The following is a 22,217-nucleotide window of genomic DNA, read 5'->3' as shown; positions in this document are numbered from 1 at the left end:
AGAAAGCGCATGGCTGAAGCGGTATTGGTCACCGGGGCGAGTCGCGGTATCGGGCGGGCAATTGCCCTGCGTCTCGCCGCAGACGGTTTTGCTGTGACTGTGCACTATCGCGGCCGGCATGACGATGCTGTTACCACCGTCGCGCAGATTACGGCGGCAGGTGGTGCGGCACGTCTGCTCGCCTTTGATGTTGCCGATCGTGAGGCGGCGCGGGCGGTGCTGGAAGCGGATATTGCCGCAAATGGCGCCTATTATGGTGTGGTGCTGAATGCCGGTCTCAGTCGCGACGGTGCCTTTCCCGCGCTTAGCGATGAAGACTGGGATGCTGTGCTACGCACCAATCTCGACGGTTTTTTCAACGTACTGCACCCGCTCATCATGCCGATGATCCGCCTGCGGCGCGGTGGACGGATTGTCGCTGTATCGTCGGTATCGGGTCTTATCGGCAATCGCGGCCAGGTCAATTACAGCGCCGCAAAAGCGGGACTGATTGGCGCGGTCAAGGCGCTGGCCATCGAACTCGGTAAACGTGGCATCACAGTGAACGCCGTCGCGCCGGGGCTGATAGCCACGGACATGGTGGATGAACGGGTGCCGGTTGCCGAGATTCTGAAAATGATCCCGCTTGGCCGCTGCGGCGAGGCGGATGAGGTCGCGCAGGCGGTACGCTTCCTGATGAGCGACGGCGCGGGTTACATTACCCGGCAGGTATTGGCGGTGAACGGAGGATTGTGTTGAACAGAGTGGTGATTACGGGTTTTGGCGCAGTGACGGCTTTTGGCAAGGACTGGCCGACGGTACGCACGCGGATGTTGCGTTACGAAAACGCCGTACGCGCGATGCCGGAATGGCGAGATGTGGAAGATTTAAGCGCCAAACTTGCCGCGCCGATTGATGGCTACGCCCCGCCCGCGCACTGGACACGCAAACAGCTACGCAGTCTGGGGCCGGTGTCGCAAATGTGTGTCGAAGCAGGCGAGCGGGCGCTTGCCGACGCGGGATTACTGGATGATCCTGGCATTCGCGATGGACGCATGGGCGTAGCCAGCGGCTCGTCCACCGGTAGCACCCGTGACATTTGCGATATGGCGAAGCTGATTATGGATGGCCACTCGGACGGCTTCTCCGCCAATACCTACATCCGCATGATGCCGCACACCACCGCCGCCAACCTTGCCATCTTCTTCGGCCTGCAAGGGCGGTTGATCCCCACCTCCAGCGCCTGCACCTCCGGCAGCCAGGCTATCGGTTACGCCTACGAGGCCATCCGCTTCGGCCTGATTCCGATGATGCTGGCGGGTGGTGGCGAAGAACTCTGTCATTCCGAAGTATGCGTCTTCGACTCGCTTTATGCCGCCAGCCTGAAAAACGACGCGCCAAAGACCACTCCCGCGCCGTATGACCGCGATCGTGACGGCCTGGTCATCGGCGAAGGTGCGGGGATGCTGGTGCTGGAATCGCTGGCCAGCGCACAAGCGCGCGGGGCGCGGATCTACGCGGAAATCATCGGCTTCGCCAGCAACTGCGACGGCACTCATGTCACCCGCCCCGAACAGGCCACCATGTACCGCTGCATGGCGATGGCGCTTGAACAGGCGGGTATCGCACCGGAAGCCGTCGGCTACGTCAGCGGCCACGGCACTGCGACCGAACAGGGCGACATTGCCGAAACGCAGGCCACCGCCCGTCTCTTCCCGCGCGGTGTGCCGCTCAGCTCGCAGAAGAGCTACTTCGGCCACACTTTGGGCGCCTGCGGCGTGCTGGAAAGCTGGTTTGCGGTAGAAATGATGCGCGACGGCCTGTTCATGCCGACCCTGAACCTGCGCCACGTGGACGAACGCTGCGGTCAGGTGGATTTCATCCGCGACGAAGCACGCGCCATTGATACCGAGGTAGTAATGAACAATAACTTCGCCTTCGGCGGTGTCAACACCTCACTCATCTTCAAACGCTGGCGGGAATGACGCGCCCCGCTACCGAAGCCGCCCACTGTGGCGGTTTTTTATGAATGCAAAGCGGATGCGGGATAAACACCGGAGTCGTCAAGCGGCGTAAATGCTGGGTTTGTCGAGATGCTACCTGCAATGTCTCCATCCCGAATATCCGTTGCCACAGTATCGCCAAGCGGGATAAAACTTGGGCTTGCGCAATGCACGCAGGGCAAACCATCACGCAGGCCGATTGGGCCGCGAGCCGGGGTAGCGGCACGATTTTATCGTGCAGCCGGGTATGTTCCTCTATATGATAACGGTGGATTTTCCGTGAAATACACGGGAGTTTCCGTGAGTGGTGTGTTGTTTACCGTGTGTTTGGTGGAGAGCACCCAAACCGTCGTATTTGAGAGAGGGAGATATTGATGGATAACTGGACACAGTCTCTGAGTGCAGGCCCGCTGCTGGCTATCGCTGCCGGTGCAATCCTGCTGATTTTGGTGATGATCATCCGCTTCCGTGTGCATGCGTTGCTTACCCTGGTGCTGGTCAGCCTACTGACGGCTATTGTCGCCGGGCTGCCGCTGGAAGCCATTGTTGATCAGGTGCTGATCAAGAATTTCGGCGGCACGCTGGGCAGTGTGGCGATTCTGGTCGGCTTTGGTGCCATGCTGGGGCGGCTGGTAGAAACCTCCGGTGGCGCGCAATCGCTGGCAGATGCCTTGGTGCGTCTTTTTGGCGAGAAGCGGGCGGCCTTTGCCCTCGGTGTCGCATCGCTGATTTTCGGTTTCCCGATTTTCTTCGATGCTGGGCTGGTGGTCATGCTGCCGATTGTGTTTGCCACCGCGCGCCGTATGAATGAGCCGGTGTTGCCGTATGGCTTGGCCTCCATTGGCGCTTTTTCGGTGATGCACGTATTCCTGCCGCCGCATCCTGGGCCAATTGCCGCCGGCGAATATTATGGTGCCAATATCGGTCATGTGCTGCTGCTCGGCCTGCCTATCGCCGTGATTACCTGGTATTTCAGCGGTTATTTGCTGGGGCAGTTTTTGGGGCGGCATTTTCATGTGCCGGTGCCGGATTTTCTGAGCGGTGGCAAACGTGATACGGATACGCCGCGTGCGCCTGCGGCGGCGAGCACAGTCATCGGCATCATGCTGATTCCCATGGTGCTGATTTTCCTCAATACCGGCCTTATGACGTTAATCAGCCAAAAAGTCGTCAGCGCCGATGCCACCTGGGTCAAGCTGCTCAGAATGCTCGGAGCGACGCCGATTGCGCTTTTGATCGCGGTGCTGGTGGCCCTGTTTGTGCTGGGACGCAAGCGCGGCGAACACGCCTCGGCGCTGGAAAAGACTGTGGACGGCGCACTTGGGCCGGTCTGCTCGGTCATCCTGATTACCGGCGCCGGCGGGATGTTTGGCGGTGTACTGCGTGCCTCCGGCATTGGCAAGGCGCTAGCGGACAGCATGGCGCATATGGGTATTTCCGTGATCGTCGGCTGCTTTCTGGTTGCGCTGGTGCTGCGCGTCGCCCAGGGTTCGGCCACAGTAGCACTGACCACGGCAGCAGCCCTGATGGCGCCTGCGGTCGCCGCTGCCGGTTACAACGACTGGCAGCTCGCCGCCATCGTGCTCGCAACCGCTTCCGGCTCGGTCTTTGCCAGCCATGTCAACGATTCCGGCTTCTGGCTGGTCGGGCGCCTGCTCGACATGGACGTACCGACCACGCTGAAAACCTGGACGGTCAACCAGGCGCTGATTGCCGTCATCGGCTTTGCCCTGTCGGCGCTGGCGTTCTCTTTATTGTGAGGTGGTTATGACCGTGCATTTCGTCATTATGGGGGTTTGCGGCTGCGGCAAGACAACCGCTGCCTGCGTCCTGCAAGCGCATTTTCAATGTCCCTATGCCGAGGGCGACGATTTTCACACTCAGGAAAACCGCGACAAGATGGGGGCGGGGATACCGCTGACCGATGAAGACCGCTATCCCTGGCTGCGCAATCTGCGCGACTGGATGACGGCGCAGGCCAAACAGGGGGCGGCGGTCAGCGTCGTCACCTGTTCCGCATTGAAGCGGCAGTACCGCGACATTCTGCGCGAGGCGACGGGCGAGGTTATCTTCATCCATTTGGCGCCACCGCAGGCGGTCAACCTGGAACGGATGCTGGCGCGGCAAGGGCATTACATGAAAGCCGACATGCTTGATTCGCAGTTGGCCATTCTCGAAGAATTACAGGCCGATGAGCGCGGCGTGCGCATCGACAATGCTGGCGATGCGCAGGCGGGGCAAGCGGATATGTTGGCCTGGATTCAGGCGCATGTGGCGGTGTAGGCGGGCAAATGCTGCACATCTGCCGTGCCGATGATGCGTGGTGGTGGCAGGGGCGTGGGCGCTGCCAGTACGGCGCTGACCAGCCACTCTCCTGCCAGCAGCCAAGCATAACGCTGCCAGTGCAGCCCCACCGGAGCAGGTGTGTCTGCCGTAAGGTGCGGCAGATCGGCAAAATCGGCATGCAATGCTTTCAAGAGCGCCTCCTTGAAAGTCCACAAGCGATAGAAGGCGAGAACCGGGTCAGGTTGCGCGTTGAACCAGCGCTGTTCTGCCTGATTCGCGAACCACGGCAGAAGAGCGGTGAAATCACGCGGCCATAACGCTTCCATATCGACGCCAACGACGGGCGCGCCTGTGAGCAGCACAGCGTGCCCTTTTTTATGGGTGAGACTGTACGGCGGACACGGCTGCGGCAGTAACTGTTTGAGGGCGCGGCTGCTGCGCCAGTCAGCACGCCGTTCCAGTTGCGGGGCATGTTGCAGGCGGGTGCGATCGCTGTCGTCCAGCTGATCCGGAGCGTAAGCAGCGCCTTGCGGCGCGGTGTAGTAGAGGACAGGGGCGAACATTGGCAATCGGTAAGGCTTTGGTTACAATGACGATTAAGTTGAGATGCAGCCTGCATTTCGAGCCATTATCTTCGTTAACACAAGGATTTTACATGAAAACTTCCGTCAAGCTGGCCGTTATCTGCTGCACTGCGGCGCTATTGGCAAGTGGCTGCGTTACCAGTGGTAGCCATACGCTTTCCATTACCGAAGCCCTGAATTCCAAAGAGGCAAAAGCATCGCTGGATCCGTCCATCAAACTGGAATTTGCTGCCGGCAAAGGAACCGTGTTGCGCGATGGCCAAGTAAGCAATAAGAAAGAAGCAGCCAGCGATAAAACCCTGAATGCCGACTGCATCCGTACCTTCGTCTCGGCTGTTAAGCAGCTCCAGGAAGAAGCGCGCCGTGCCGGTGCCACCAAAGTCATCAATATCATCAGCTATTACCGCAAGAAGCCTTATTCCAGCGCCAGCCTGTATGAATGCCATGCCGGCGGACAGCGGGTCGGTGTCGCCCTGAAAGGCGATTTGGCACGTTAAGCGAGGGATTTATGGCAGAGCGCATCTTTCTCGGCTCGGAAATCCGTCAACCTGCGCCGGATGACGCACTGTTTCATGTGATACCCGTACCGTATGAAAAGACCGTCAGCTACGGTGGCGGCACGGCGGAAGGCCCGGCGGCCATCATCGAAGCCTCCAATCAGCTCGAAACTTACGACCAGTTGCACGGCGAACCCTGCCGCTTGGGCATTTACACGCAGGAAGCGGTGGATTGCCGGGGCGAGGCGGGCGATATCCTGCAACGTATTCGCGAGCGTACTCGGGCTACCGCTGAAAGCGGCAACCTGCCGTTTGTGCTCGGTGGCGAACATACCGTGAGTTATGGCGCGGTGATGGGGGTGGTGGATGCCTTCCCCGGCGAACGCATTGGTGTGGTGCAGTTCGATGCCCATGCTGACCTGCGCGAAAGCTATGAAGGCAGTATCTGGAGCCATGCCTGCGTGATGAAGCGTTTGGTGGATGAAGGGCTGCCACTGTGCCAGATTGGTGTACGTGCGCTGAGTCTGGATGAACAGGCGGTACGTCACGAATTTCCGGCGCAAATTACTGCTCACGATGCGCGCATTATCTGCCGCCCGCCGCAGCATGATCTGCGCTTACCGGAAAATTTCCCGCAAAAGATTTACGTCACAGTGGATATCGACGGGCTGGATGGTGCCCTGATGCCGGCGACCGGCACCCCGGTGCCGGGCGGCCTTGGCTGGTGGCAGCTGCTGGATTTACTCGGCAGCATTGCCCGGCAGCGGCAAATCGTGGGGTTGGATTTGGTGGAATTCGCACCGATTCGCGGTCTGCATGTTTATGATTTCACCGCCGCCGATCTCGCTTACAAAATGATGGGTATTACCGCCCATGCTTTGGGAAAATTTTAAATGAAGGAACAACCATGATTCATATCCTGATACTGATTGCTTTAGGTCTTGCCGCTTATCTCTTCCATAATTACCAGACATTCCATGATGCTTATATGCGGCCATGGGTGGTGGAGCAGGTTAATTACAATCGTGAAGGTGATCCACAAGCCTTATGTGATTTACTGGCGCCGGATGTGGTTGTCAATATCAAGGATCAATATACGCGCTACAAGTACACCATTAATAACGGCGATAAAGAAGCCGCCTGTGATTACTTTGCGAAGTCAGCCAAGAACTTTCAAAAGCCCCAAAAAGAAAAAAATGGCTATGTATGGGACCGTTTGTCTGAGTACACCATCAATCATGAAAACCTGTTCAAAGATTATGCCGAGATTACCTTTGCTACCAAAGTACAAAAGACAGTGCCAGATCTGATTACCAAAGAAGGAGATATTCTTGTAGGTAAAACAACAACCAAAATCACTGTCAAAAGTCCTATTTTCAAAGACAGCAAAATTACCCACTATACCTTTGAGCGCAAGCTTGAGCAGGTACAAAACTAACTTGTTGCCAATACCGCCTCCTGCGCCGCGCGGATGGCAGCACCCAGAGCAGCGCCTTGATACTGCCTCGCCAGCGCATCCACCGACAACGCCCGCACCCGTTCGCGGGCGTTTTTAATAGCGGCATATATGGCGTCGTCCACCAGCATCAGACGGGCAAGCGTCAGCACATCACCAGCCTCACGCAGACTGTGGCAGGCTTTCAGGAGCGCCCAACGCGCTTCGCCGGTGAGTTCTGCCCACATCTGCACACTTGTGCCATAAGTAGCCACCAGCGCTAGCCAATACACAAACCGCTTCGGCAGCGGCAGCGTTTCCTGCAAACCCGTCCGCGCTGCCGCGCAGTCTTCCTCCTGTAACCACCGCGCGAGGCGCTGCTCAGGTGCATTGGTAACCGCGACAGCCGTCTGCAAACGGGCATTCATCGCCGCAAGCTGGGCGTCACCAATCGAGATTCCCAGCACATCCAGCGCGCCAACCATCTGCAAACCAATGAAGAACTGCTGCGGTGCAGGCGAGCCTAACGCCTTCTCGCATTCCGCCCACACCCGCTCCGCGCTCAAATGGCGCAATTCGCCCGCTGCCACCATCTCCCGACACAAATCCAGTGTCTCTTCGGCAATCACGAATCCCAGCGGCGCGAAGCGTGCCCAAAAACGCATCAAGCGCAGCACCCGCAGCGGATCTTCGACGAATGCGGGCGAAACATGGCGCAGTCGCCGTGCCGCCAAATCCGCCTGTCCGCCGTAAGGGTCAATCACCCGCCCGTCCGCATCCATCGCCATTGCATTGATGGACAAATCGCGGCGCAACAAATCCGCTTCCAGCGATACATCCGGCGCGAAATAAAAAGCGAAGCCCTGATGCCCCGGGCCGGATTTACGCTCCTGCCGCGCCAGCGCATATTCCTCGCCCGAATCGGGATGCAAAAACACCGGAAAATCCCGCCCGACCTGGCGAAAACCCTGTGCCAGCAATGCCTCCGCTGTCGCACCAACGACCACCCAATCGCGATCCTGCACCGGCAAACCCAGCAACTTGTCGCGCACTGCCCCGCCGACCAGAAAAAATTCCATCACATCCTCCCGCGACAGCGCCGCAAAAACAAAAGAAAACAAACAACTGCGTATAATAAAGGCAAATCCAACCCATTAAAAAACATGTCCCTACACATCCGACACATCGGTATCGTCGGCAAATACGGTGCCGTGCGCGTTGATGACACCATCGCCCGCCTGATCGCCGCCCTCACCGCACGTGGCCTCACCTACACCCTCGACCGCGACACCGCCCCGCCGCAATACCAAAACGACCCTGCCGCCCTGCCCATTGCCGCCTGGGGCGACGTGGACCTCTGCATCGTCGTCGGCGGTGACGGCACCTTCCTCTACGCCGGACGTGCCCTTATCGCGCGGCAAATCCCGCTTATCGGCATCCACACCGGCCGCCTCGGCTTCCTCACCGACCTCACCCTCGCCGATATCGACAGCGGACTCGATCACATCCTCTCCGGCGCCTACCACCGCGAAGAGCGCCACACCCTGCACGTCACCGTGGACACCCGTGACGGCAGTTACGACCACACCGCCATCAACGACGCCGTCATCCACAGCAGCAAAGCGCGCATGATCGAACTCGACGTGTACACCCATGCACGCCACCTCAGCCACTACCGCGCCGACGGCCTCATCATCGCCACCCCGACCGGCTCGACCGCCTACGCCCTGGCTGCCGGCGGCCCCATCATCGAACCCAACCTGCCGGTCAGCCTGGTCGTCCCCATCTGCCCGCACACCCTTACCCAGCGCCCCGTCGTCATAGACGCCGCCAGCCCCATCACCATCACCCCCTGCGGCAGCGGCGCCCACCTCAGCATCGACGGCCAACAACAGCACCGCCTGCACCCCAAAGACCGCATCACCATCCGGGCCGGCATCCCCCTGCCCGTGCTGCACCCCGCCGACTACCACTTCCAGGACCGCTTGCGCGCCAAACTGAACTGGGGCGTCGCCCCCGAAGACAGCCAGCCCAAATAACACCAAGCGGGATAACCACGCGCCTACCCACCCCAGACCCCCATGCTCGAACAACTCACCATCGACCAAATCGCCATCATCGCCCACAGCGACATCCGCTTCCGCCCCGGCTACAACGTCCTCACCGGCGAAACCGGCGCGGGCAAAAGCATCCTCATTGACGCCCTCGGTCTCGTCCTCGGCGAGCGTGCCGACGCCAGCCACATCCGCCATGGCGCAGAACGCGCGACCGTCAGCGCCACCTTTACCCACCTCAGCCCCGCCATCTGCCAACCCCTGGCAGAAGATGCCTTAGACGACCCCGACAACCCCGGACAAATCCACATCCGCCGCAGCCTGCGTGACGGCGGCAGCAAAGCCTGGGCAAACGACCAGAACATTACCGGCGCCAAACTCAAAACCCTCGCTGCCACACTCGTCAACATCCACGGCCAGCACAGCAACCAGGCGCTGCTCAAAAATGACGAACAGCGCCGCCGCCTCGACCGCTACGGCGGACATCACGACCAGCTCGCCGCCTGCGCCGAAGCCTACCGCCACTGGCAGGCCCTTGAAAAACAACAACAGGACTGGCAACAAAACCGCGCCGCACAAGAAGAACGCCTGGCCCTGCTCGCCTACCAGCTTGAAGAAATCGAGAACATCGCGCCGCAGCCGGACGAATTCAGCACCCTAGCCGAGCGGCAAAGCCTGCTTGCCGCTGCCGACGAAATCCTCGGCAAAGGCGGCCAACTCAGCGCCCAACTGAGCGAAAGCGACCACAACCTGAAAACCGCCCTGCGCCAGGCCCTGCGCGAAGCCAACCACCTCGCCACCACCAGCCACACCTTCCAGGAAACCGCCGAACTGCTCGAGCAGGCCGTCGTTTACCTCGACGAAGCCAGCGACGCCCTCAACAAACAACTGAACAAAATCGAACACGACCCCGAAGCCCTGGCCGCCGTCGAAGAACGCATGAGCGCCCTGCACAGCCTCGCGCGCAAACACCACTGCGACCCCGCCGACCTGCCTGCGCACTGGCAAAAACTCGCCGACGAACACGCGGCACTGGCCGCAGAAAACGAAGATGGCAGCCAACTCGCTGCCGCCTGCCACGCCGCCGAAACCGCCTACCACGAACGCGCCGCCGCCCTCAGTGCCGCGCGCCAGCAGGCCGCGCCCAAACTCGCGCACGAAGTCGAACACTGGATCCGCCAGCTCGGCATGAACAAAGCCACCTTTACCATCGACATCGCCCCTGCCGCGCGCCCGGCCACGCATGGCACGGACGACATCACCTACACCCTCTGCGCCAACCCCGGCCAGACCCTGCAACCGCTAGCGAAAGTCGCCTCAGGCGGCGAACTCTCGCGCGTCAGCCTCGCCATCGAAGTTGCCTGCCTTGACGAAGCCCCAACCCCGACCGTCATCTTCGACGAAATCGACAGCGGCATCGGCGGTGAAGTCGCTGACACCATCGGCCGCCTGCTGCACACCCTGGGGCAAAGCCGGCAAGTGCTGTGCATCACCCACCTGCCGCAAGTCGCCGCCTACGCGGACGCGCATTACCGTATCGAAAAAACCAGCGACGACAAAGAAACCCAAACCCGCGTTACCGCGCTAGATGACGACGCGCGCATCATCGAAATCGCGCGGATGCTGGGCAGCGCCGACAGCGACACCAGCCGCGAACACGCGCGCAGCATGCTGGCGCGCAAAAGCGCCGGAACCGAACAGGACTAAAATCACCCGCCTAACCGCTCACGACCCATGCAAACCCCAATCGCCCCCGCCGCCCCGCTCCTGCCGCACGGCGGCCACATGGTGCTCATCGACCGCGTCCTCGCTTACGACGTGCACCACATCATCACCGAAACCGACGTCACGCACGACAACATCTTTGCCGAAGACGGCCATCTGCCCGTGTGGGCCTATCTTGAAATCATGGCGCAGGCCATTGGTGCCCTGGCGGGTGCGCTGGCTCTGGATGCGGGCGAACCCGTGCGTCTCGGCTACCTGCTCGGCACGCGCAAGCTAACCTTGCACCAGGGCGCACTGCCGCTGCCCGCCATCCTGCGTGTTGAGGCGCAAGAATCCACGCGCGACAGCACCGGCTTCGGCGTTTTCGATAGCCGTCTCTATCACGGTGACACCCTGCTGGCCGAAGCGGCGCTGAACGTCTATGTCCCGCCGGACGGACAACCGGGCGGTAATCTGTAACGCCGCGCCAGGCGGGATAAGCACGGGGGTTGGGCAGGGCGGTCGTTAAACAGGGCAACGGCGCGATTTAGAAGGTGTCGAGGTGCAGACGGCCTTCTTTCGTCAGGCGGTCGCAGGTTTTCTCGCCGAGCAGTTGGCGCAGGGTGTCCATCGTTCCCGTACCGATTTTGTCTGCGCTACCGCAGATGTAGATGACGGCACCGACTTCCAGTTGACTGAGTAGGCGCTCTTGTTGGGTTTCCAAGATGTGCTGCGCGTATTGCGGCGGGTTGCCCTGGCTGTAAGTGCGGTCAAGCCAGGCGAGGATGCCGTCTTCGCGCTGTTTTTCGAGGCAGGAGGCGTAGATGCGGTCGTGTTCGGGGTGGCGTTCGCCGTAGATGAGCCAGTGTTTGAGGCCGTTTGCGCGTGCGGGGTAGCGGGCTTCCATACGGGTGAGGATGCCGAGAATACCGGCAAGGCCGCTGCCGCTGGCGATGAGGATGAGCGAGCGGGGAGCGGCGGGCAGGTCGGCGGGGTGGTGGGTGAGGGCGCGGATGCGCAGGGTATCGCCTGTGCTGAGGGTTTGTGTGAGGTAGGCCGAGCCGGGGCCGGGGGTGCCGTCGCGGTGGGTTTGCAGGCGGACGATGAGGTCGAGGCCGCGACTGCCGTCCGGCGCAATGGCGGCGACGCTGTATTGGCGGCGGATTTCTTGTTCGTTTGTTTGCGGGATGGTGACTTCTATCAGTGCGGTGTCGGCGGGGATGGCCGAGCAGTCGAGGCGCAGGTGGTAGATAGGTTGGGCACTTTCGGGGTTGAGCAGGGTACGCGCGCCGAGGGTGGCGTGGTGCGCGGGTGTCTGGACGGGAGCGGTGATGGTGAGGTCGTGCGCGGCGGCGAGTTGTTGTTGCCAGTAGCTGATGGTTTGCGGGTCGAGGTTGTCCACGGTGGCGAGGGGGCTCGCGGCGGCGGCGCCGAGGCGTTTGAGTTCGCGGTCAAGGGTATGGCCGTAGGCGCAGTAGTGCGGGTAGCGTTTGTCGCCAAGTGCCAGCAGGTGGTAGCGGGTGTCGGCAAGCGGTGTACTGTGTTTGCGCAGGGAGCGGGTGAAGCGCACGGCGTTGTCGGGCGCATCGCCTTCGCCGGTGGTGCTGGCGATGAGGATGAGGGTTTTGTGGTCGAGGGCTTTCACGGGGTGGTGCGCGTGCCAGGCGTCGAGGCTCTGCGCGGTCACGCCGAGTTGCGGCGCCAAGGTGCGGGCGAGGGTTTCGGCCTGACCGCCCTGGCTGGCGTAGAGCAGGAGCAGCGGGCTGTTGTCGTCGCTTGTGCGCTGCGGGCGGCGGCTCCACAGCCAGATGAGCCAGGCAAGGCTTTGCGCGGCGATGAGGAGGTAGGCGAGGGTTGGATTCATGCGGGCGTCTCGGTTGGGCGTGGTTTGTTTTTTGGCGGGCGGGGCCGGCCTGTTCCGGAAATCAAGCCGGGAAGGCGGCGCGCCGACACCCGGATGGATTTCCGGGATGGGTCAGTAGTGGATGCTGAGGAAGATGATGATGAGCGGGATGCTGATGCCGGTGGTCGTCCACAGCCAGGTGCTGCTGCGCTGTTTGCGGTAGTAAACGAGCAGCGCCAGGCCGCTGATGGCGACAAGGATGGTGAGGATGGCGAAGCTGTCCATGAAGAGGTGCCAGATGCGCGGGGCGTGGCGGCCTTTGTGCAGGTTGTTGAGCAGGCTGATGATGCCGTTTTTGCGCCCGCTGTATTCGACGCTGCGGGTTTCACTGTCAATGGTGATGCTGGCTTCGCTGCCGGGGGCGCTGGTTTCGAGGATGAGCTGCGGCGGTTCGGCTTTCAGGGTGTAGGTGTGCATGGGGTAGGGGCTGCGTTCGGCCAGCCAGGCGGTGAGTTTGGGGCTGAGGGCGGGGGTGGGCGCGTTTTCGTCGTCGCTGAGTGCGGGCAGGGGGAGGTCGTCCGGCAGGTTGGCCTGCCATTGGGTTTCGATGGGGTCGCGCTCGAACCAGGCACCGTGGTTGAGCATGAAGCCGGTGGCGGCGAAGAAGGTCAGCGCAGTGAGGATGTAGGCACCGAGGGTCCAGTGGATGATGCGTATCCAGCGCCAGAAGGTTTGGTTCATGGGGGCTCCTTGTGGTTTGGGTGATTGCCTTCAGGTGGGGCCGCGATGCGGTTTTTCAGTACTGGCTTTCGTGCTGGCGGCGCAGGTAGGCGGTTTCTGTCGGCAGGGTAATCTGGATGCGCAAACCGGGTTTGTTGTCGTGCAGGGTCAGGCTGCCGTTGTGCAGGGCGACGATGGCGCTGACCAGCGACAGGCCGAGGCCGTTACCGGGGGTGCTGCGCGCGCTGTCGAGGCGGACGAAGCGTTTCAGCACGTCGTCGCGTTTGTCCGGCGGGATGCCTTTGCCGTTGTCGGCGACGTTGATCAGGATGTTGTCGCCGCGTTTTTCGGCGCTGAGGCGGATGTTGCCGCCGCTCGGCGTGTATTTGACGGCATTGTCGAGCAGGTTGGTGATGGCTTGCGCGATGAGTTGGCGGTTGCCCATGATGTCGAGGCCGGGTTCGATGCTGGCGGCGAAGGTGTGTTCGCCGTCTTCGCTCAAGACGTCGTAGAGTTCGGCAAGGTCTTCGCAGATGTCGCTCAGGCTGGTGTGGGTGAAGTCGTCTTTGGCGCGGCTTTCGACTTGCGCGATGCTGAGGAGGGCGTTGAAGGTTTTGAGCAGGTTTTCGGCGTCTTCGACGGAGTCGGCGATGACGTCGCGCAGGGTTTTGTTGTCGCTGTTGCGGTCGAGTAGTGCCACTTCCATGCGGTTGCGCAGGCGGTTCAGCGGGCTTCTGAGGTCGTGGGCGATGTTGTTTGTCACTTGCCGCTGGCTGGTGATGAGGGCTTCGATGCGATCGAGCATGTGGTTCAGGTCATCGGCGAGCTGGTTCATTTCGTCGGCATCGTTGGCACGGATGGGGACGCGTTCGGCGAAGTCGCCGTCCACGATACGCCGCGCGGTGCGCGAGATGCGCGAGATGCTGTGGATGATGGTGTAGCCGATGAGGAAGGCGCCGATGAAGGCGATCAGGATGAGGAAGCCGGTGACGTAGATGGTGTTATCGAGCATCCGCCGCAGCATTTTCCGCTCGTTTGTGGTGTCGTAGGCAGTGATGAGGGTGTAGCGGTTGTCGGCGGTGTTGACGACGACAACGCGCATGACGAGGTTGATGCGCATGCTGCTGCCGACGCTGTTGTCGGCATCGGCAGTATTGATGCGGCAGAGGTCGGCGACGCTGCTGTCGAGGATGATGAGGTCGGCGACGTTGCTGTCCACGCTGGTGGATACGCCGTCGCTCGGTGCGCTGATGGGGCTGTTGGTCGCAAAACCGTTGGTGAAGGGGTTGTTGTCGCTGTAGCCGCTGACGCTGTTCGTGCCGCTGCTACGGGCGGTGACGCAGAAGGTGATGTTCGGGTCGCCGGGGACGCGTTCGATGATGCCGAGCACCGGGGTGTAGAGGCCGATGCTGGTGCGTTCTTCGAAGCGGCGGCGCAGGCTGGTGGTTTCGGCGAGGAGGCGGGAGTCGATTTGTTCGCGGATTTCTTTTTCGGCGCTGCGGTAGAGGGTGTACATCGAGATGCCGGTGACGAAGCTCGATGCCAGGGTAAAGAGCAGGGAAAATTTGAAGGCGGTGGTGCGCACCGCCTTCCCCCAATCGCGCAGGCGCTTAGTTATAGCCGCTTGGGTCATAGAGGCTGTATCCTGCGCCACGCTCGGTGTGAATTAGAGGGGGTTCGAAGTCTTTGTCGATTTTGCTGCGCAGGCGCGAGATGTGGACGTCGATGACGTTGGTCTGCGGGTCGAAATGGTATTCCCAGACTTTTTCGAGCAGCATGGTGCGGGTGACGACCTGGCCGGCGTTGCTCATCAGGTATTCGAGCAGGCGGAATTCGCGCGGTTGCAGGTTGATTTTTTTACCGCCACGGGTGACTTTGCGTTTTAAGCGGTCAAGTTGCAGATCTGCGACTTCCAGCATCATCTGATCCTGGATTTCGCCGCCGCGGCGGCGGGTCAGCGCACGCACGCGGGCGAGCAGTTCGGAGAAGGCGTAGGGCTTGACGAGGTAGTCGTCGCCGCCGGCGGCGAGCCCTTCGACGCGGTCATCCACTTCGCCGAGCGCCGAGAGGATAAGGACGGGGGTGCTCATGCCTTCCTTGCGCAGTTGAGCGATCACGGAGAGGCCGTCCATTTCGGGCAGCATGCGGTCCACGATAAGGATGTCGTACTGGCCGCTTTGCGCCATGGCAAGCCCTTCGCTGCCGGTATGTGCGGCATCGACGACGTAGCCGCTTTCGCTGAGTCCTTTGGTGATGTAGGCGGCGACGTCTTTGTCGTCTTCGATGATCAAAACGTGCATGAGTTGCTCCTTATTTTTCTTTAATCGACCGTTTCGGCTGATGTAAGGTGGGGTTGGCCAAAATGCGCGACCTATCTTAAAGCAAGCAGAGGTATTGATGAATAAAACATTGGTTATGTTGGCTTTGGCGTTTACCATCCCGACAGGTTTTGCCGACCCCGCCCCCGACTTCACCGCTCTGGTCGCAAAGACCAAGGATGCGGTGGTCAGCATCGAGGTGGAAAGCCGCGTCAAGGAGCCGACGACGTTTAATGGCCTGCCGCCAGAGGTGTTTGAAGACTTCTTTGGCCTGCCCGCCCCGTTCGGTGCCTTACCCTTTGAGCAGGATGCACCCAGGGAGCGAGTGCTGGAAGGGCAGGGCTCCGGCTTCATCATCGATAGCGACGGCTACATCCTCACTAATGCGCACGTTGTCGAAGGGGCGGACAAGGTGCGCGTGCAGCTCAATAACAACAAGGAATACAGCGCCGAAGTCATCGGCCTCGACAAACGCACCGACATCGCGCTGGTGAAAATCCAGGGTGAACACCTGCCCGTCGCCAAACTCGGTGATTCTGATCAGGTACAGGTCGGCGACTGGGTGCTGGCCATCGGCTCGCCCTTCGGCTTCACCCACACCGCGACGAAGGGCATTGTCAGCGCAGTCGCCCGCAACCTGCCGCGCGGCGATTATGTACCGTTCATCCAGACCGATGCGGCGGTCAACCCCGGCAATTCCGGCGGCCCGCTCTTTAATAGTAAAGGCGAAGTTATCGCCATCAACTCGCAGATTTACAGCCGCAGCGGCGCCTTCAACGGCCTCGCTTTCTCCATCCCCATCAACATGGCGAAAAACATCGCCGACCAGTTGAAAGACAAGGGCGAAGTGGTGCGCGGCTGGCTCGGCGTGCTGATTCAGGGGCTGGATCAAACCCTGGCCGAATCCTTCGGCATGGACAGCCCGCATGGCGCACTCGTTGCCGAAGTCATGGAAAACTCGCCAGCCGCCAAAGCGGGCATCGAAAACGGCGACGTCATCATCGAATTTAACGGCAAACCCGTGCAGAAATCTGCCGACCTGCCGGCGCTGGTCGCTACCGCACCGATTGGCAACAAGGTTGATGTCAAACTGCTGCGCGACGGTAAAGAAATCATCGTCAAAGTCGAAATCGGCAACCTCAATGACGCAGGTGACGACATACTTGGTGCGGGTAAAGCAACGACGCAGGCGGTGCGCGGCCTGAGCCTGAGCGCACTCGATGAAGAAAGCCGCGAGGCCTTGAAATACAAAGGTAAAGGCGTGCGCATCAGCGGCGTGAAAAGCGGTTCGGCGGCGGAACGCTCTGGTCTGCGCGAGAACGACATCCTCGTCGCAGTCGGCGGAAAGCGCGTTGAAGACGTGAAAACGGCGCGCAGCCTGCTGGAAAAAGCCAACAGCAAGCGTCCGGTACCGCTGCTCATCTCCCGTAATGGGCAAAACCTCTATCTCGCGCTGCAACCATAACCGCCTGGCGCAACAAAAAAGGGCTGCATCGCAGCCCTTTTTTCATGACCCTGCTTTCTTCCCGGAGTTTTTATGGAAATCGAAACCCCCCCCTTCCCGCCGCTACTGCCGCCGCAGGCGACCGTGATGATGAGCGGCAGTTTCCCGCCGCCGGCGGAAAAGCGCAGCATGGCATTCCACTATCCCAACTACCAGAACGATATGTGGCGCGTCTATGGCAGCCTCTTCTTTGACGACCCCGCTTATTTCGAAGTGGTCGGGGAAAAACGCTTTGATGCCGGGCGTATCCGTGCCTTCCTCGTCGCACGCGGCATCGCCATCTGCCCCAGTGTGCGCCGCGCCATCCGCGAGAAGGGCAATGCCGCCGATGCCCACCTGCGCATCGTCGAGACCCTGGTTCTGCCCGCCGTGCTGGCAGATCTGCCGCAGTTGCGCCATATCTTCACCACCGGCGGCAAGGCGACCGACGTCCTGCTCGGCTTTGTCCCCGGCGGGAAAGCGGCGCTGAAAACCGGGCAGAGCCTGACTTTCCAGCTGGACGGGCGGACGCTGGAATTGACCCGCCTCCCTTCCACCTCTCGCGCCTATCCGCTCAAACTCGCGGAGAAAATCGCCGCTTACCGCCGCTATTTCCAGCACTGCGGTTTGTTATAGCGACTTCATTACTGGGGGGGCACCGGGCCCGCCAAGCGGCGCAAATGCTGGGCCCGCCAAGCGGCGCAAATGCTGGACCCGTCAAGCGGCGTAAATGCTGGGCCCGTTAAGCGGCGCAAATGCTGGGTCCGTCAAGCGGCGCAAATGCTGGGTCCGTCAAGCGGCGCAAATGCTGGGTCCGTCAAGCGGCGCAAATGCTGGGTCCGCCAAGCGACGCAAATGCTGGGCCCGCCAGGCGGCGTAAATTCTGGGCCCGTCAAGCGGCGTAAATGCTGGGCCCGTTAAGCGGCGTATTTGCCCGCTTGGCGGCACTACGGTTTGTCATGAAGCGCAATCGGGGCGGGTCACATCCACGCATTCCGTTACCTGATGCTGCGAAAAGGCGGCAAAGAGGCGCGCCAGGCCGTTCTCTTCTTCCAGCAGGGCGACTTCGGCGGGATAGAGCGGCAGTAGCGCAAGGAACGTTACCTCCCCGCCATCGGGCAGGGTCAGGTGCAGGAAATCCTGCGGCAGGCTGACCAGCGGCGGATAGAGGAAAAAACCGCCGAACGGCGTGCCGGGCAAGGTCTCTTTCCGGTCTCGATCGAGCGCGATAATCCTGCCCCGCCCCGGCGCGAAGCTGGGGGGAACCGGCATTTGCGCGATGATTTGCAGCCATTGCAGCGGCCAGGCGGCAGCAGGGTCGTCCGCCTGAATATTCCACTGTGGTGGCAGCAGCAGCACCAGTTCCGTCCGCGCCGCCGCTTCTTCTTGCCCCGCTTGCGCCGGATCGCCCATGCCGCTGGTGATGAGCACCTGAAACGGCCGCGTTTCATTCGCCGCGAGGTGGTGGATGTGTATCCGCTTCAGTTCGTCGTCTTCGGCCATATGGCGCAGCACGCCGTCGGTTTCCCCCAGTGTGCGGACGATATGCGCCTCGACCGCCGCGTCATAAGCGCCGAAATCCTGCTGCGCGATGCCGAGCAGATCGCCGAAGGCGTCCAGATCCTCCCCCGTTTGTGCCAGGAAGGATTCGATATCCAGCGGGGTGTCATCGCTCATATCAACGGCAATATCTTCCAGACACTCTTCAAAGGTATCGAACATCAGCAGCAGCGGCGCCATATCGTCCGGCGTCGGTTCGCCCATCACGGCGACTATCTGGCCCTGCACGCCGTCGGGCGCCGGGATGAAATCCAGGCAGTAGAAATCGTTGTTCGTATTCTGGAAGACCGGCAGGCGTGCCGCATCAAACAGCACCTCGCGCACCGCTGCGCCGTCCTCAAAATCGGGCAGGCGGAACGCCGCCCAGTCCGCGCCGAAGGCCTGCTCGATATGCGCCAGCAGGCGCGCCTGCACCTGTGGGATTTCCGTCAACGGCAACAGGCGGTACGGCACGGCGTTGAGCACTTCGCTCTCCTGCCCGTTCATGACCTGGTACAGCTCACGCAGGGCGGGAGGCAGGGTGATGCCGTGCGCCGCTTCAAATGCGGCCAGCGCAGCGGCATCGGCGGGCGGATAGGCGTAGCCGGCAGCGTCCTGTTCCTGTAACACGTGCAAAAAGCGTTCGACGGCATGATTCATGGCGATTCCTCATTAAAGATAAAAAACACGCATCACCGCCGCCAGGGATGGGCGGGATGCCGGGATAGCGCGGACGTTCATTCGCCGCGCATGAAGTATTTGCCGATCTCGTCGGTCGAAAGCTGGATCCAGGTCGGGCGGCCGTGGTTGCATTGCCCGCTGGCCGGGGTGTTTTCGATGTCGCGCAGCAGCTGGTTCATTTCGTCGAGATTGAGGGCGTCGTGGGCGCGCACGGCTTTGTGGCAGGAGAGGCGCGAGAGGATCTGGTCTTCGAGACGGGCGATGGCGGTGCTCGCCGGGTACTCGCCCAGTTCATGCAGCAGTTCGCCGACGATTTCCGGCGCGGGCGCGTGTTTGAGCAGGGCGGGAACGGTGGTGATGTGGATACGGCTTTCGTCCGCACTTGCCGCCAGGGTGTAGCCGAGGCGGGCGAGCCAGTCATGGTGCCGCGCAAGGGTATCGAGGATCGCCGGAGTGGCGGCGAGGCTTTGCGGGATGAGCAGGTGCTGGGTTTGCGGGTTTTGTGCGCGCAGTTGTTGTTTCAGGCGTTCATAGAGGATGCGTTCGTGCGCGGCGTGCATATCGACGATGACGAGGCCGTGCGCGTTCTGCGCGAGGATGAAGATGTTGTGAATTTGGCCGAGGGCGTAGCCGAGCGGGTGTTCCTGCGCCTGTTCTGCGGCGGCGGGAAGGACGGGGCTGGGCGTGATGCCGTCTGCCGGCGGCGTATAGGCGGAGGCGGGCGGTGGTGGGGCGGGAATGTGTTGCGCCCATTGGTAGTAAGCGGTGCTTTCGGCGACGGCGCTGCGGCCGGGGCGGCGTTCGCTGCCCGCGAGGTAGAGCGGGGTTTGCCGTGGACGCGGCGCGCTGTCGTCCGCGCTGCTGCGGACAGGCGGAGCGGCGGGCGGAGTGGCGGGCGGCGGCGTGGGTGCATTGGCGGGGATGTTGCCGCGCAGGGCGTGGTTGAGGCTGCTGTAAATGAAGTCGTGGGTGAGGCGGCTTTCGCGGAAGCGGACTTCATGTTTGGCGGGGTGGGCGTTGACGTCGATGAGTTCGGGGTTGATGTCGAGGTAGAGGACGTAGATGGGGTGGCGGCCGTGGTAGGTCATGTCCTGGTAGGCCTGACGGATGGCGTGAGCGATGATTTTGTCGCGGATGATGCGGCCGTTGATGTAGAAGTATTGTTGGTCAGGCTGGGTGTGGGTGCAGGTGGGCAGGCCGACGCGGCCATAGAGGTGCATGTCGGCGGCGCAGGCGTCAATCGCGACGGCCTGTTCGAGCAGTTCGTCGCCAAGCACGCTCTGGATGCGCGTGGTGAGGTCGTCGCCGCCGTAGTCGCCGAGGGTTTTGCCGTGGTTTTTCAGGTGGATGCGGATGCCCGTATGGCTGAGGGCGAGGCTCTGCACGAGTTGCTGGATGTGGGCACGCTCGGTGCGCTCGCTTTTGAGGAATTTTTTCCGCGCCGGGGTGTTGTAGAAAAGGTCGCGGATTTCGATGGTGGTGCCGGGCGGGTGTGCGGCGGGGCTGACGGTGAGCCCCAGATGCGGACTGATGCGCCAGGCTTGTTCTTGTCCTTCGGCACGGCTGGTCAGGGTGGTTTTGGAGACGGAGGCAATACTCGGCAGGGCTTCGCCACGAAAGCCGAGGGTGGTGATGTGTTCGAGGTCGTCGATGTTCTGGATTTTGCTGGTGGCGTGGGTGGCGAAGGCGAGGACGAGATCGTCGGGATGGATGCCGCAGCCGTTGTCGCGGACGCGGATGAGTTTGCCGCCACCGTCTTCGATGTCGATGTCGATGTCGGTCGCTCCGGCGTCGATGGCGTTTTCGATGATTTCTTTGACCACGGAAGCAGGGCGTTCGATAACTTCACCGGCGGCGATCTGGTTGATGAGGCTGTTGGGCAGTTGCTGGATGCGGGGCATGGGGGTGAGTGATATAAAAACGAGTTATTGGTATGGGCGCGTGTTCACCACAATTTCATTCTTTTTTTCTCTATGACGACTTTGCTGTTTTTAACGTTAACGTCGTATATGGATTGAGGATTTACGATATGGCCCAAATACAGCAGCGGTTTTTTCTCCCGCAGTTCAAAATCCAGGCTGCCAATCATGGTCAGTGCGTATTTGTCCGCCTCGATATTCTGTCCGTCTTTGCGCAGTTGTTTCAGATCAAAGCGCCGCAGATACAGTTTACCGTTGCGGTCATCCACATCACTACTAAAGGTCGCTTGTGCCTGTATGTGCTCGGTGTGTTCGGCATTGGTAAATTCGTAGGCGGTTTCGATGATGATTTCGTTATTTTCAATACGAATGTTGGGATGAGAGAGTTTGATGGTGCCGATCGAGAATACGGACTCTTTCACTTCCAGCGGGAATTGGGCCTTGATAGCGGTTATGACGGTTTCATCTGGAATTTCGATTTCATTTTGACTGTATAGATAGGCGCCAATAGCGGTGGCAATAACAAGGATGCCCAAGATGATAAAGGTCAGGATTTTTTTCATGCATGTTCTCCGTATGAGTGAAGGCCAATCTGTCGCGCCCGCCGGATGCGGGTAAGTGGTTAACGGCGCCGCTCGCCTTGGGCGCCGTGGATGATGTCGAGGATGGTCACGCTGTGGCGGATTTCGTCAATGTCGTAGTAGATGATGTAGGGGTAGGGCAGGCAGCAGGCGTGCGCTGTGCTGCCGGATAATTGGGTGAACATGCGCGGCATGAAGGCGATGTAGTCATCGATGATTCTTTCGATATCGGCGATGACTCTGTCCGCGACCCACGGCACACCACGCTCTTCTTTCAGGTATGCAGCGATGGTTTGCAAGGCGTGGATAGCCGCTTTATTCCATCGTATGCGGTACATTGCGCAGGCTCTCACGTAGCAAGCGGATTTCTTCTTTTGCTTCTTCGTAGCTGATAACGGGCGTTTGCCGCGCTTTGGCAAGGCGTTCTTCAACATAAGCATCCCAGGCTTCGAGTTCTTCCCGACTGTCGAAGACCAAGCCGTAGCGGTTGGTGTAGGTGTTGTCCGTCATGATTTTCTCCTGGTTGTGGCATGGCTGAACGGTGCCGCGTCTGCTGGTTTCAGGCAGGAGGGACAAGGCCCACCTGCCTGC

At 60.8% G+C, this 22,217-nt stretch carries 23 protein-coding genes; 12 read left to right on the top strand and 11 right to left on the bottom strand.

What is annotated here, in order from left to right; all coding sequences use genetic code 11:
* Window positions 1–9: 9 nt before the first annotated feature.
* From fabG to LG374_RS05740, 4 genes are all read left to right on the top strand, one after another.
* The gene (gene fabG, locus LG374_RS05755; RefSeq protein ID WP_225756795.1) at window positions 10–738 is read left to right on the top strand and encodes a 3-oxoacyl-ACP reductase FabG; all 729 of its coding nucleotides are present in this window, start codon (window positions 10–12) and stop codon (window positions 736–738) included.
* On the top strand, window positions 735–1,964 hold the full coding sequence (locus tag LG374_RS05750) for a beta-ketoacyl-ACP synthase (RefSeq protein ID WP_304518572.1): 1,230 nt from the start codon (window positions 735–737) through the stop codon (window positions 1,962–1,964). The genes fabG and LG374_RS05750 overlap by 4 nt, the downstream gene beginning before the upstream one ends.
* Window positions 1,965–2,356: 392 nt before the next feature.
* A complete protein-coding gene (locus LG374_RS05745) occupies window positions 2,357–3,742 on the top strand; it encodes a GntP family permease (RefSeq protein ID WP_225756793.1) in 1,386 nt (461 codons plus the stop codon).
* 7 nt (window positions 3,743–3,749) lie between these two features.
* On the top strand, window positions 3,750–4,265 hold the full coding sequence (locus tag LG374_RS05740) for a gluconokinase, GntK/IdnK-type (protein WP_225756792.1): 516 nt from the start codon (window positions 3,750–3,752) through the stop codon (window positions 4,263–4,265).
* On the opposite strand, the gene LG374_RS05735 is transcribed toward LG374_RS05740, so the two are convergent.
* Window positions 4,244–4,831: a 4'-phosphopantetheinyl transferase superfamily protein gene (locus LG374_RS05735; RefSeq protein ID WP_225756791.1), complete on the bottom strand. Its 588-nt coding sequence runs from the start codon at window positions 4,829–4,831 to the stop codon at window positions 4,244–4,246. The genes LG374_RS05740 and LG374_RS05735 overlap by 22 nt on opposite strands.
* A 92-nt stretch (window positions 4,832–4,923) precedes the next feature.
* Between LG374_RS05735 and LG374_RS05730 the strand changes: the two genes are divergently transcribed.
* The 3 genes from LG374_RS05730 to LG374_RS05720 are packed head-to-tail and all read left to right on the top strand — an operon-like array spanning window position 4,924 to window position 6,787.
* Window positions 4,924–5,349 (top strand): excinuclease ABC subunit A, encoded by a 426-nt coding sequence (locus LG374_RS05730; RefSeq protein ID WP_225756790.1) that lies wholly within the window; start codon window positions 4,924–4,926, stop codon window positions 5,347–5,349.
* Between the two features lie 11 nt (window positions 5,350–5,360).
* On the top strand, window positions 5,361–6,242 hold the full coding sequence (gene speB / locus LG374_RS05725) for an agmatinase (RefSeq protein WP_225756789.1): 882 nt from the start codon (window positions 5,361–5,363) through the stop codon (window positions 6,240–6,242).
* Window positions 6,243–6,256: 14 nt separating this feature from the next.
* Window positions 6,257–6,787, top strand: a complete 531-nt coding sequence (locus LG374_RS05720) for a hypothetical protein (RefSeq protein ID WP_225756788.1) — start codon at window positions 6,257–6,259, stop codon at window positions 6,785–6,787.
* Here LG374_RS05720 and LG374_RS05715 read toward each other — a convergent pair.
* Window positions 6,784–7,863: a tRNA nucleotidyltransferase gene (locus LG374_RS05715; RefSeq protein WP_225756787.1), complete on the bottom strand. Its 1,080-nt coding sequence runs from the start codon at window positions 7,861–7,863 to the stop codon at window positions 6,784–6,786. The genes LG374_RS05720 and LG374_RS05715 overlap by 4 nt on opposite strands.
* 84 nt (window positions 7,864–7,947) lie before the next feature.
* Here LG374_RS05715 and LG374_RS05710 point away from each other — a divergent pair, with 84 nt between their 5' ends.
* The 3 genes from LG374_RS05710 to LG374_RS05700 are packed head-to-tail and all read left to right on the top strand — an operon-like array spanning window position 7,948 to window position 11,022.
* Window positions 7,948–8,823 (top strand): NAD(+)/NADH kinase, encoded by an 876-nt coding sequence (locus LG374_RS05710; protein ID WP_225756786.1) that lies wholly within the window; start codon window positions 7,948–7,950, stop codon window positions 8,821–8,823.
* A gap of 42 nt (window positions 8,824–8,865) precedes the next feature.
* Complete coding sequence (recN, locus tag LG374_RS05705) at window positions 8,866–10,545, top strand: DNA repair protein RecN (RefSeq protein WP_225756785.1); 1,680 nt, start codon at window positions 8,866–8,868, stop codon at window positions 10,543–10,545.
* 27 nt (window positions 10,546–10,572) lie between these two features.
* Complete coding sequence (locus LG374_RS05700) at window positions 10,573–11,022, top strand: thioester dehydrase (RefSeq protein WP_225756784.1); 450 nt, start codon at window positions 10,573–10,575, stop codon at window positions 11,020–11,022.
* 67 nt (window positions 11,023–11,089) lie between these two features.
* Here the strand turns inward: LG374_RS05700 and LG374_RS05695 are convergent, their stop codons facing one another.
* The 4 genes from LG374_RS05695 to LG374_RS05680 form a co-directional block, all read right to left on the bottom strand.
* Window positions 11,090–12,406 carry an NADPH cytochrome P450 oxidoreductase family protein gene (locus tag LG374_RS05695; RefSeq protein ID WP_225756783.1) on the bottom strand — a complete coding sequence of 439 codons (1,317 nt, stop codon included), beginning with the start codon at window positions 12,404–12,406 and terminating at the stop codon, window positions 11,090–11,092.
* A 111-nt stretch (window positions 12,407–12,517) separates the two neighbouring features.
* Window positions 12,518–13,126, bottom strand: a complete 609-nt coding sequence (locus LG374_RS05690) for a PepSY-associated TM helix domain-containing protein (RefSeq protein ID WP_225756782.1) — start codon at window positions 13,124–13,126, stop codon at window positions 12,518–12,520.
* Window positions 13,127–13,181: 55 nt separating this feature from the next.
* Window positions 13,182–14,738 carry an ATP-binding protein gene (locus LG374_RS05685; RefSeq protein ID WP_225756781.1) on the bottom strand — a complete coding sequence of 519 codons (1,557 nt, stop codon included), beginning with the start codon at window positions 14,736–14,738 and terminating at the stop codon, window positions 13,182–13,184.
* Window positions 14,716–15,405, bottom strand: coding sequence for a response regulator transcription factor (locus LG374_RS05680; RefSeq protein WP_225756780.1), 690 nt, complete (start codon window positions 15,403–15,405; stop codon window positions 14,716–14,718). Before LG374_RS05680 ends, LG374_RS05685 begins: the two co-directional genes overlap by 23 nt.
* 97 nt (window positions 15,406–15,502) lie before the next feature.
* On the opposite strand from LG374_RS05680, the gene LG374_RS05675 reads away from it, so the two are divergent.
* Window positions 15,503–16,888, top strand: a complete 1,386-nt coding sequence (locus tag LG374_RS05675) for a DegQ family serine endoprotease (RefSeq protein WP_225756779.1) — start codon at window positions 15,503–15,505, stop codon at window positions 16,886–16,888.
* 72 nt (window positions 16,889–16,960) lie between these two features.
* Window positions 16,961–17,542, top strand: a complete 582-nt coding sequence (locus LG374_RS05670; RefSeq protein ID WP_225756778.1) for a DNA glycosylase — start codon at window positions 16,961–16,963, stop codon at window positions 17,540–17,542.
* Between the two features lie 321 nt (window positions 17,543–17,863).
* Here the strand turns inward: LG374_RS05670 and LG374_RS05665 are convergent, their stop codons facing one another.
* From LG374_RS05665 to LG374_RS05645, 5 genes are all read right to left on the bottom strand, one after another.
* A complete protein-coding gene (locus tag LG374_RS05665) occupies window positions 17,864–19,105 on the bottom strand; it encodes a suppressor of fused domain protein (RefSeq protein WP_225756777.1) in 1,242 nt (413 codons plus the stop codon).
* Between the two features lie 77 nt (window positions 19,106–19,182).
* The gene (gene mutL / locus LG374_RS05660; protein WP_225756776.1) at window positions 19,183–21,027 is read right to left on the bottom strand and encodes a DNA mismatch repair endonuclease MutL; all 1,845 of its coding nucleotides are present in this window, start codon (window positions 21,025–21,027) and stop codon (window positions 19,183–19,185) included.
* A gap of 44 nt (window positions 21,028–21,071) precedes the next feature.
* On the bottom strand, window positions 21,072–21,608 hold the full coding sequence (locus tag LG374_RS05655) for a hypothetical protein (protein WP_225756775.1): 537 nt from the start codon (window positions 21,606–21,608) through the stop codon (window positions 21,072–21,074).
* Window positions 21,609–21,667: 59 nt separating this feature from the next.
* Complete coding sequence (locus LG374_RS05650; protein WP_225756774.1) at window positions 21,668–21,964, bottom strand: type II toxin-antitoxin system RelE/ParE family toxin; 297 nt, start codon at window positions 21,962–21,964, stop codon at window positions 21,668–21,670.
* Window positions 21,942–22,136, bottom strand: coding sequence for a hypothetical protein (locus LG374_RS05645; RefSeq protein ID WP_225756773.1), 195 nt, complete (start codon window positions 22,134–22,136; stop codon window positions 21,942–21,944). Before LG374_RS05645 ends, LG374_RS05650 begins: the two co-directional genes overlap by 23 nt.
* Window positions 22,137–22,217 lie beyond the last annotated feature (81 nt).

Source organism: Cardiobacterium sp. Marseille-Q4385 (assembly GCF_916618745.1).
Lineage (GTDB): Bacteria > Pseudomonadota > Gammaproteobacteria > Cardiobacteriales > Cardiobacteriaceae > Cardiobacterium.
This window is presented reverse-complemented; position numbering and strand designations above follow the sequence as displayed.

Bases quoted from the DNA above. Each gene is read 5' to 3' on its own strand.
- LG374_RS05680 (WP_225756780.1), bottom strand. From the start codon at position 15,405: ATGCACGTTTTGATCATCGAAGACGACAAAGACGTCGCCGCCTACATC.
- LG374_RS05645 (WP_225756773.1), bottom strand. From the start codon at position 22,136: ATGACGGACAACACCTACACCAACCGCTACGGCTTGGTCTTCGACAGT.
- mutL (WP_225756776.1), bottom strand. From the start codon at position 21,027: ATGCCCCGCATCCAGCAACTGCCCAACAGCCTCATCAACCAGATCGCC.
- LG374_RS05745 (WP_225756793.1), top strand. From the start codon at position 2,357: ATGGATAACTGGACACAGTCTCTGAGTGCAGGCCCGCTGCTGGCTATC.
- fabG (WP_225756795.1), top strand. From the start codon at position 10: ATGGCTGAAGCGGTATTGGTCACCGGGGCGAGTCGCGGTATCGGGCGG.
- LG374_RS05665 (WP_225756777.1), bottom strand. From the start codon at position 19,105: ATGAATCATGCCGTCGAACGCTTTTTGCACGTGTTACAGGAACAGGAC.
- LG374_RS05675 (WP_225756779.1), top strand. From the start codon at position 15,503: ATGAATAAAACATTGGTTATGTTGGCTTTGGCGTTTACCATCCCGACA.
- LG374_RS05740 (WP_225756792.1), top strand. From the start codon at position 3,750: ATGACCGTGCATTTCGTCATTATGGGGGTTTGCGGCTGCGGCAAGACA.
- LG374_RS05735 (WP_225756791.1), bottom strand. From the start codon at position 4,831: ATGTTCGCCCCTGTCCTCTACTACACCGCGCCGCAAGGCGCTGCTTAC.
- LG374_RS05685 (WP_225756781.1), bottom strand. From the start codon at position 14,738: ATGACCCAAGCGGCTATAACTAAGCGCCTGCGCGATTGGGGGAAGGCG.
- LG374_RS05655 (WP_225756775.1), bottom strand. From the start codon at position 21,608: ATGAAAAAAATCCTGACCTTTATCATCTTGGGCATCCTTGTTATTGCC.
- LG374_RS05720 (WP_225756788.1), top strand. From the start codon at position 6,257: ATGATTCATATCCTGATACTGATTGCTTTAGGTCTTGCCGCTTATCTC.
- LG374_RS05715 (WP_225756787.1), bottom strand. From the start codon at position 7,863: ATGGAATTTTTTCTGGTCGGCGGGGCAGTGCGCGACAAGTTGCTGGGT.
- LG374_RS05690 (WP_225756782.1), bottom strand. From the start codon at position 13,126: ATGAACCAAACCTTCTGGCGCTGGATACGCATCATCCACTGGACCCTC.
- recN (WP_225756785.1), top strand. From the start codon at position 8,866: ATGCTCGAACAACTCACCATCGACCAAATCGCCATCATCGCCCACAGC.
- speB (WP_225756789.1), top strand. From the start codon at position 5,361: ATGGCAGAGCGCATCTTTCTCGGCTCGGAAATCCGTCAACCTGCGCCG.
- LG374_RS05650 (WP_225756774.1), bottom strand. From the start codon at position 21,964: ATGTACCGCATACGATGGAATAAAGCGGCTATCCACGCCTTGCAAACC.
- LG374_RS05710 (WP_225756786.1), top strand. From the start codon at position 7,948: ATGTCCCTACACATCCGACACATCGGTATCGTCGGCAAATACGGTGCC.
- LG374_RS05730 (WP_225756790.1), top strand. From the start codon at position 4,924: ATGAAAACTTCCGTCAAGCTGGCCGTTATCTGCTGCACTGCGGCGCTA.
- LG374_RS05695 (WP_225756783.1), bottom strand. From the start codon at position 12,406: ATGAATCCAACCCTCGCCTACCTCCTCATCGCCGCGCAAAGCCTTGCC.
- LG374_RS05670 (WP_225756778.1), top strand. From the start codon at position 16,961: ATGGAAATCGAAACCCCCCCCTTCCCGCCGCTACTGCCGCCGCAGGCG.
- LG374_RS05700 (WP_225756784.1), top strand. From the start codon at position 10,573: ATGCAAACCCCAATCGCCCCCGCCGCCCCGCTCCTGCCGCACGGCGGC.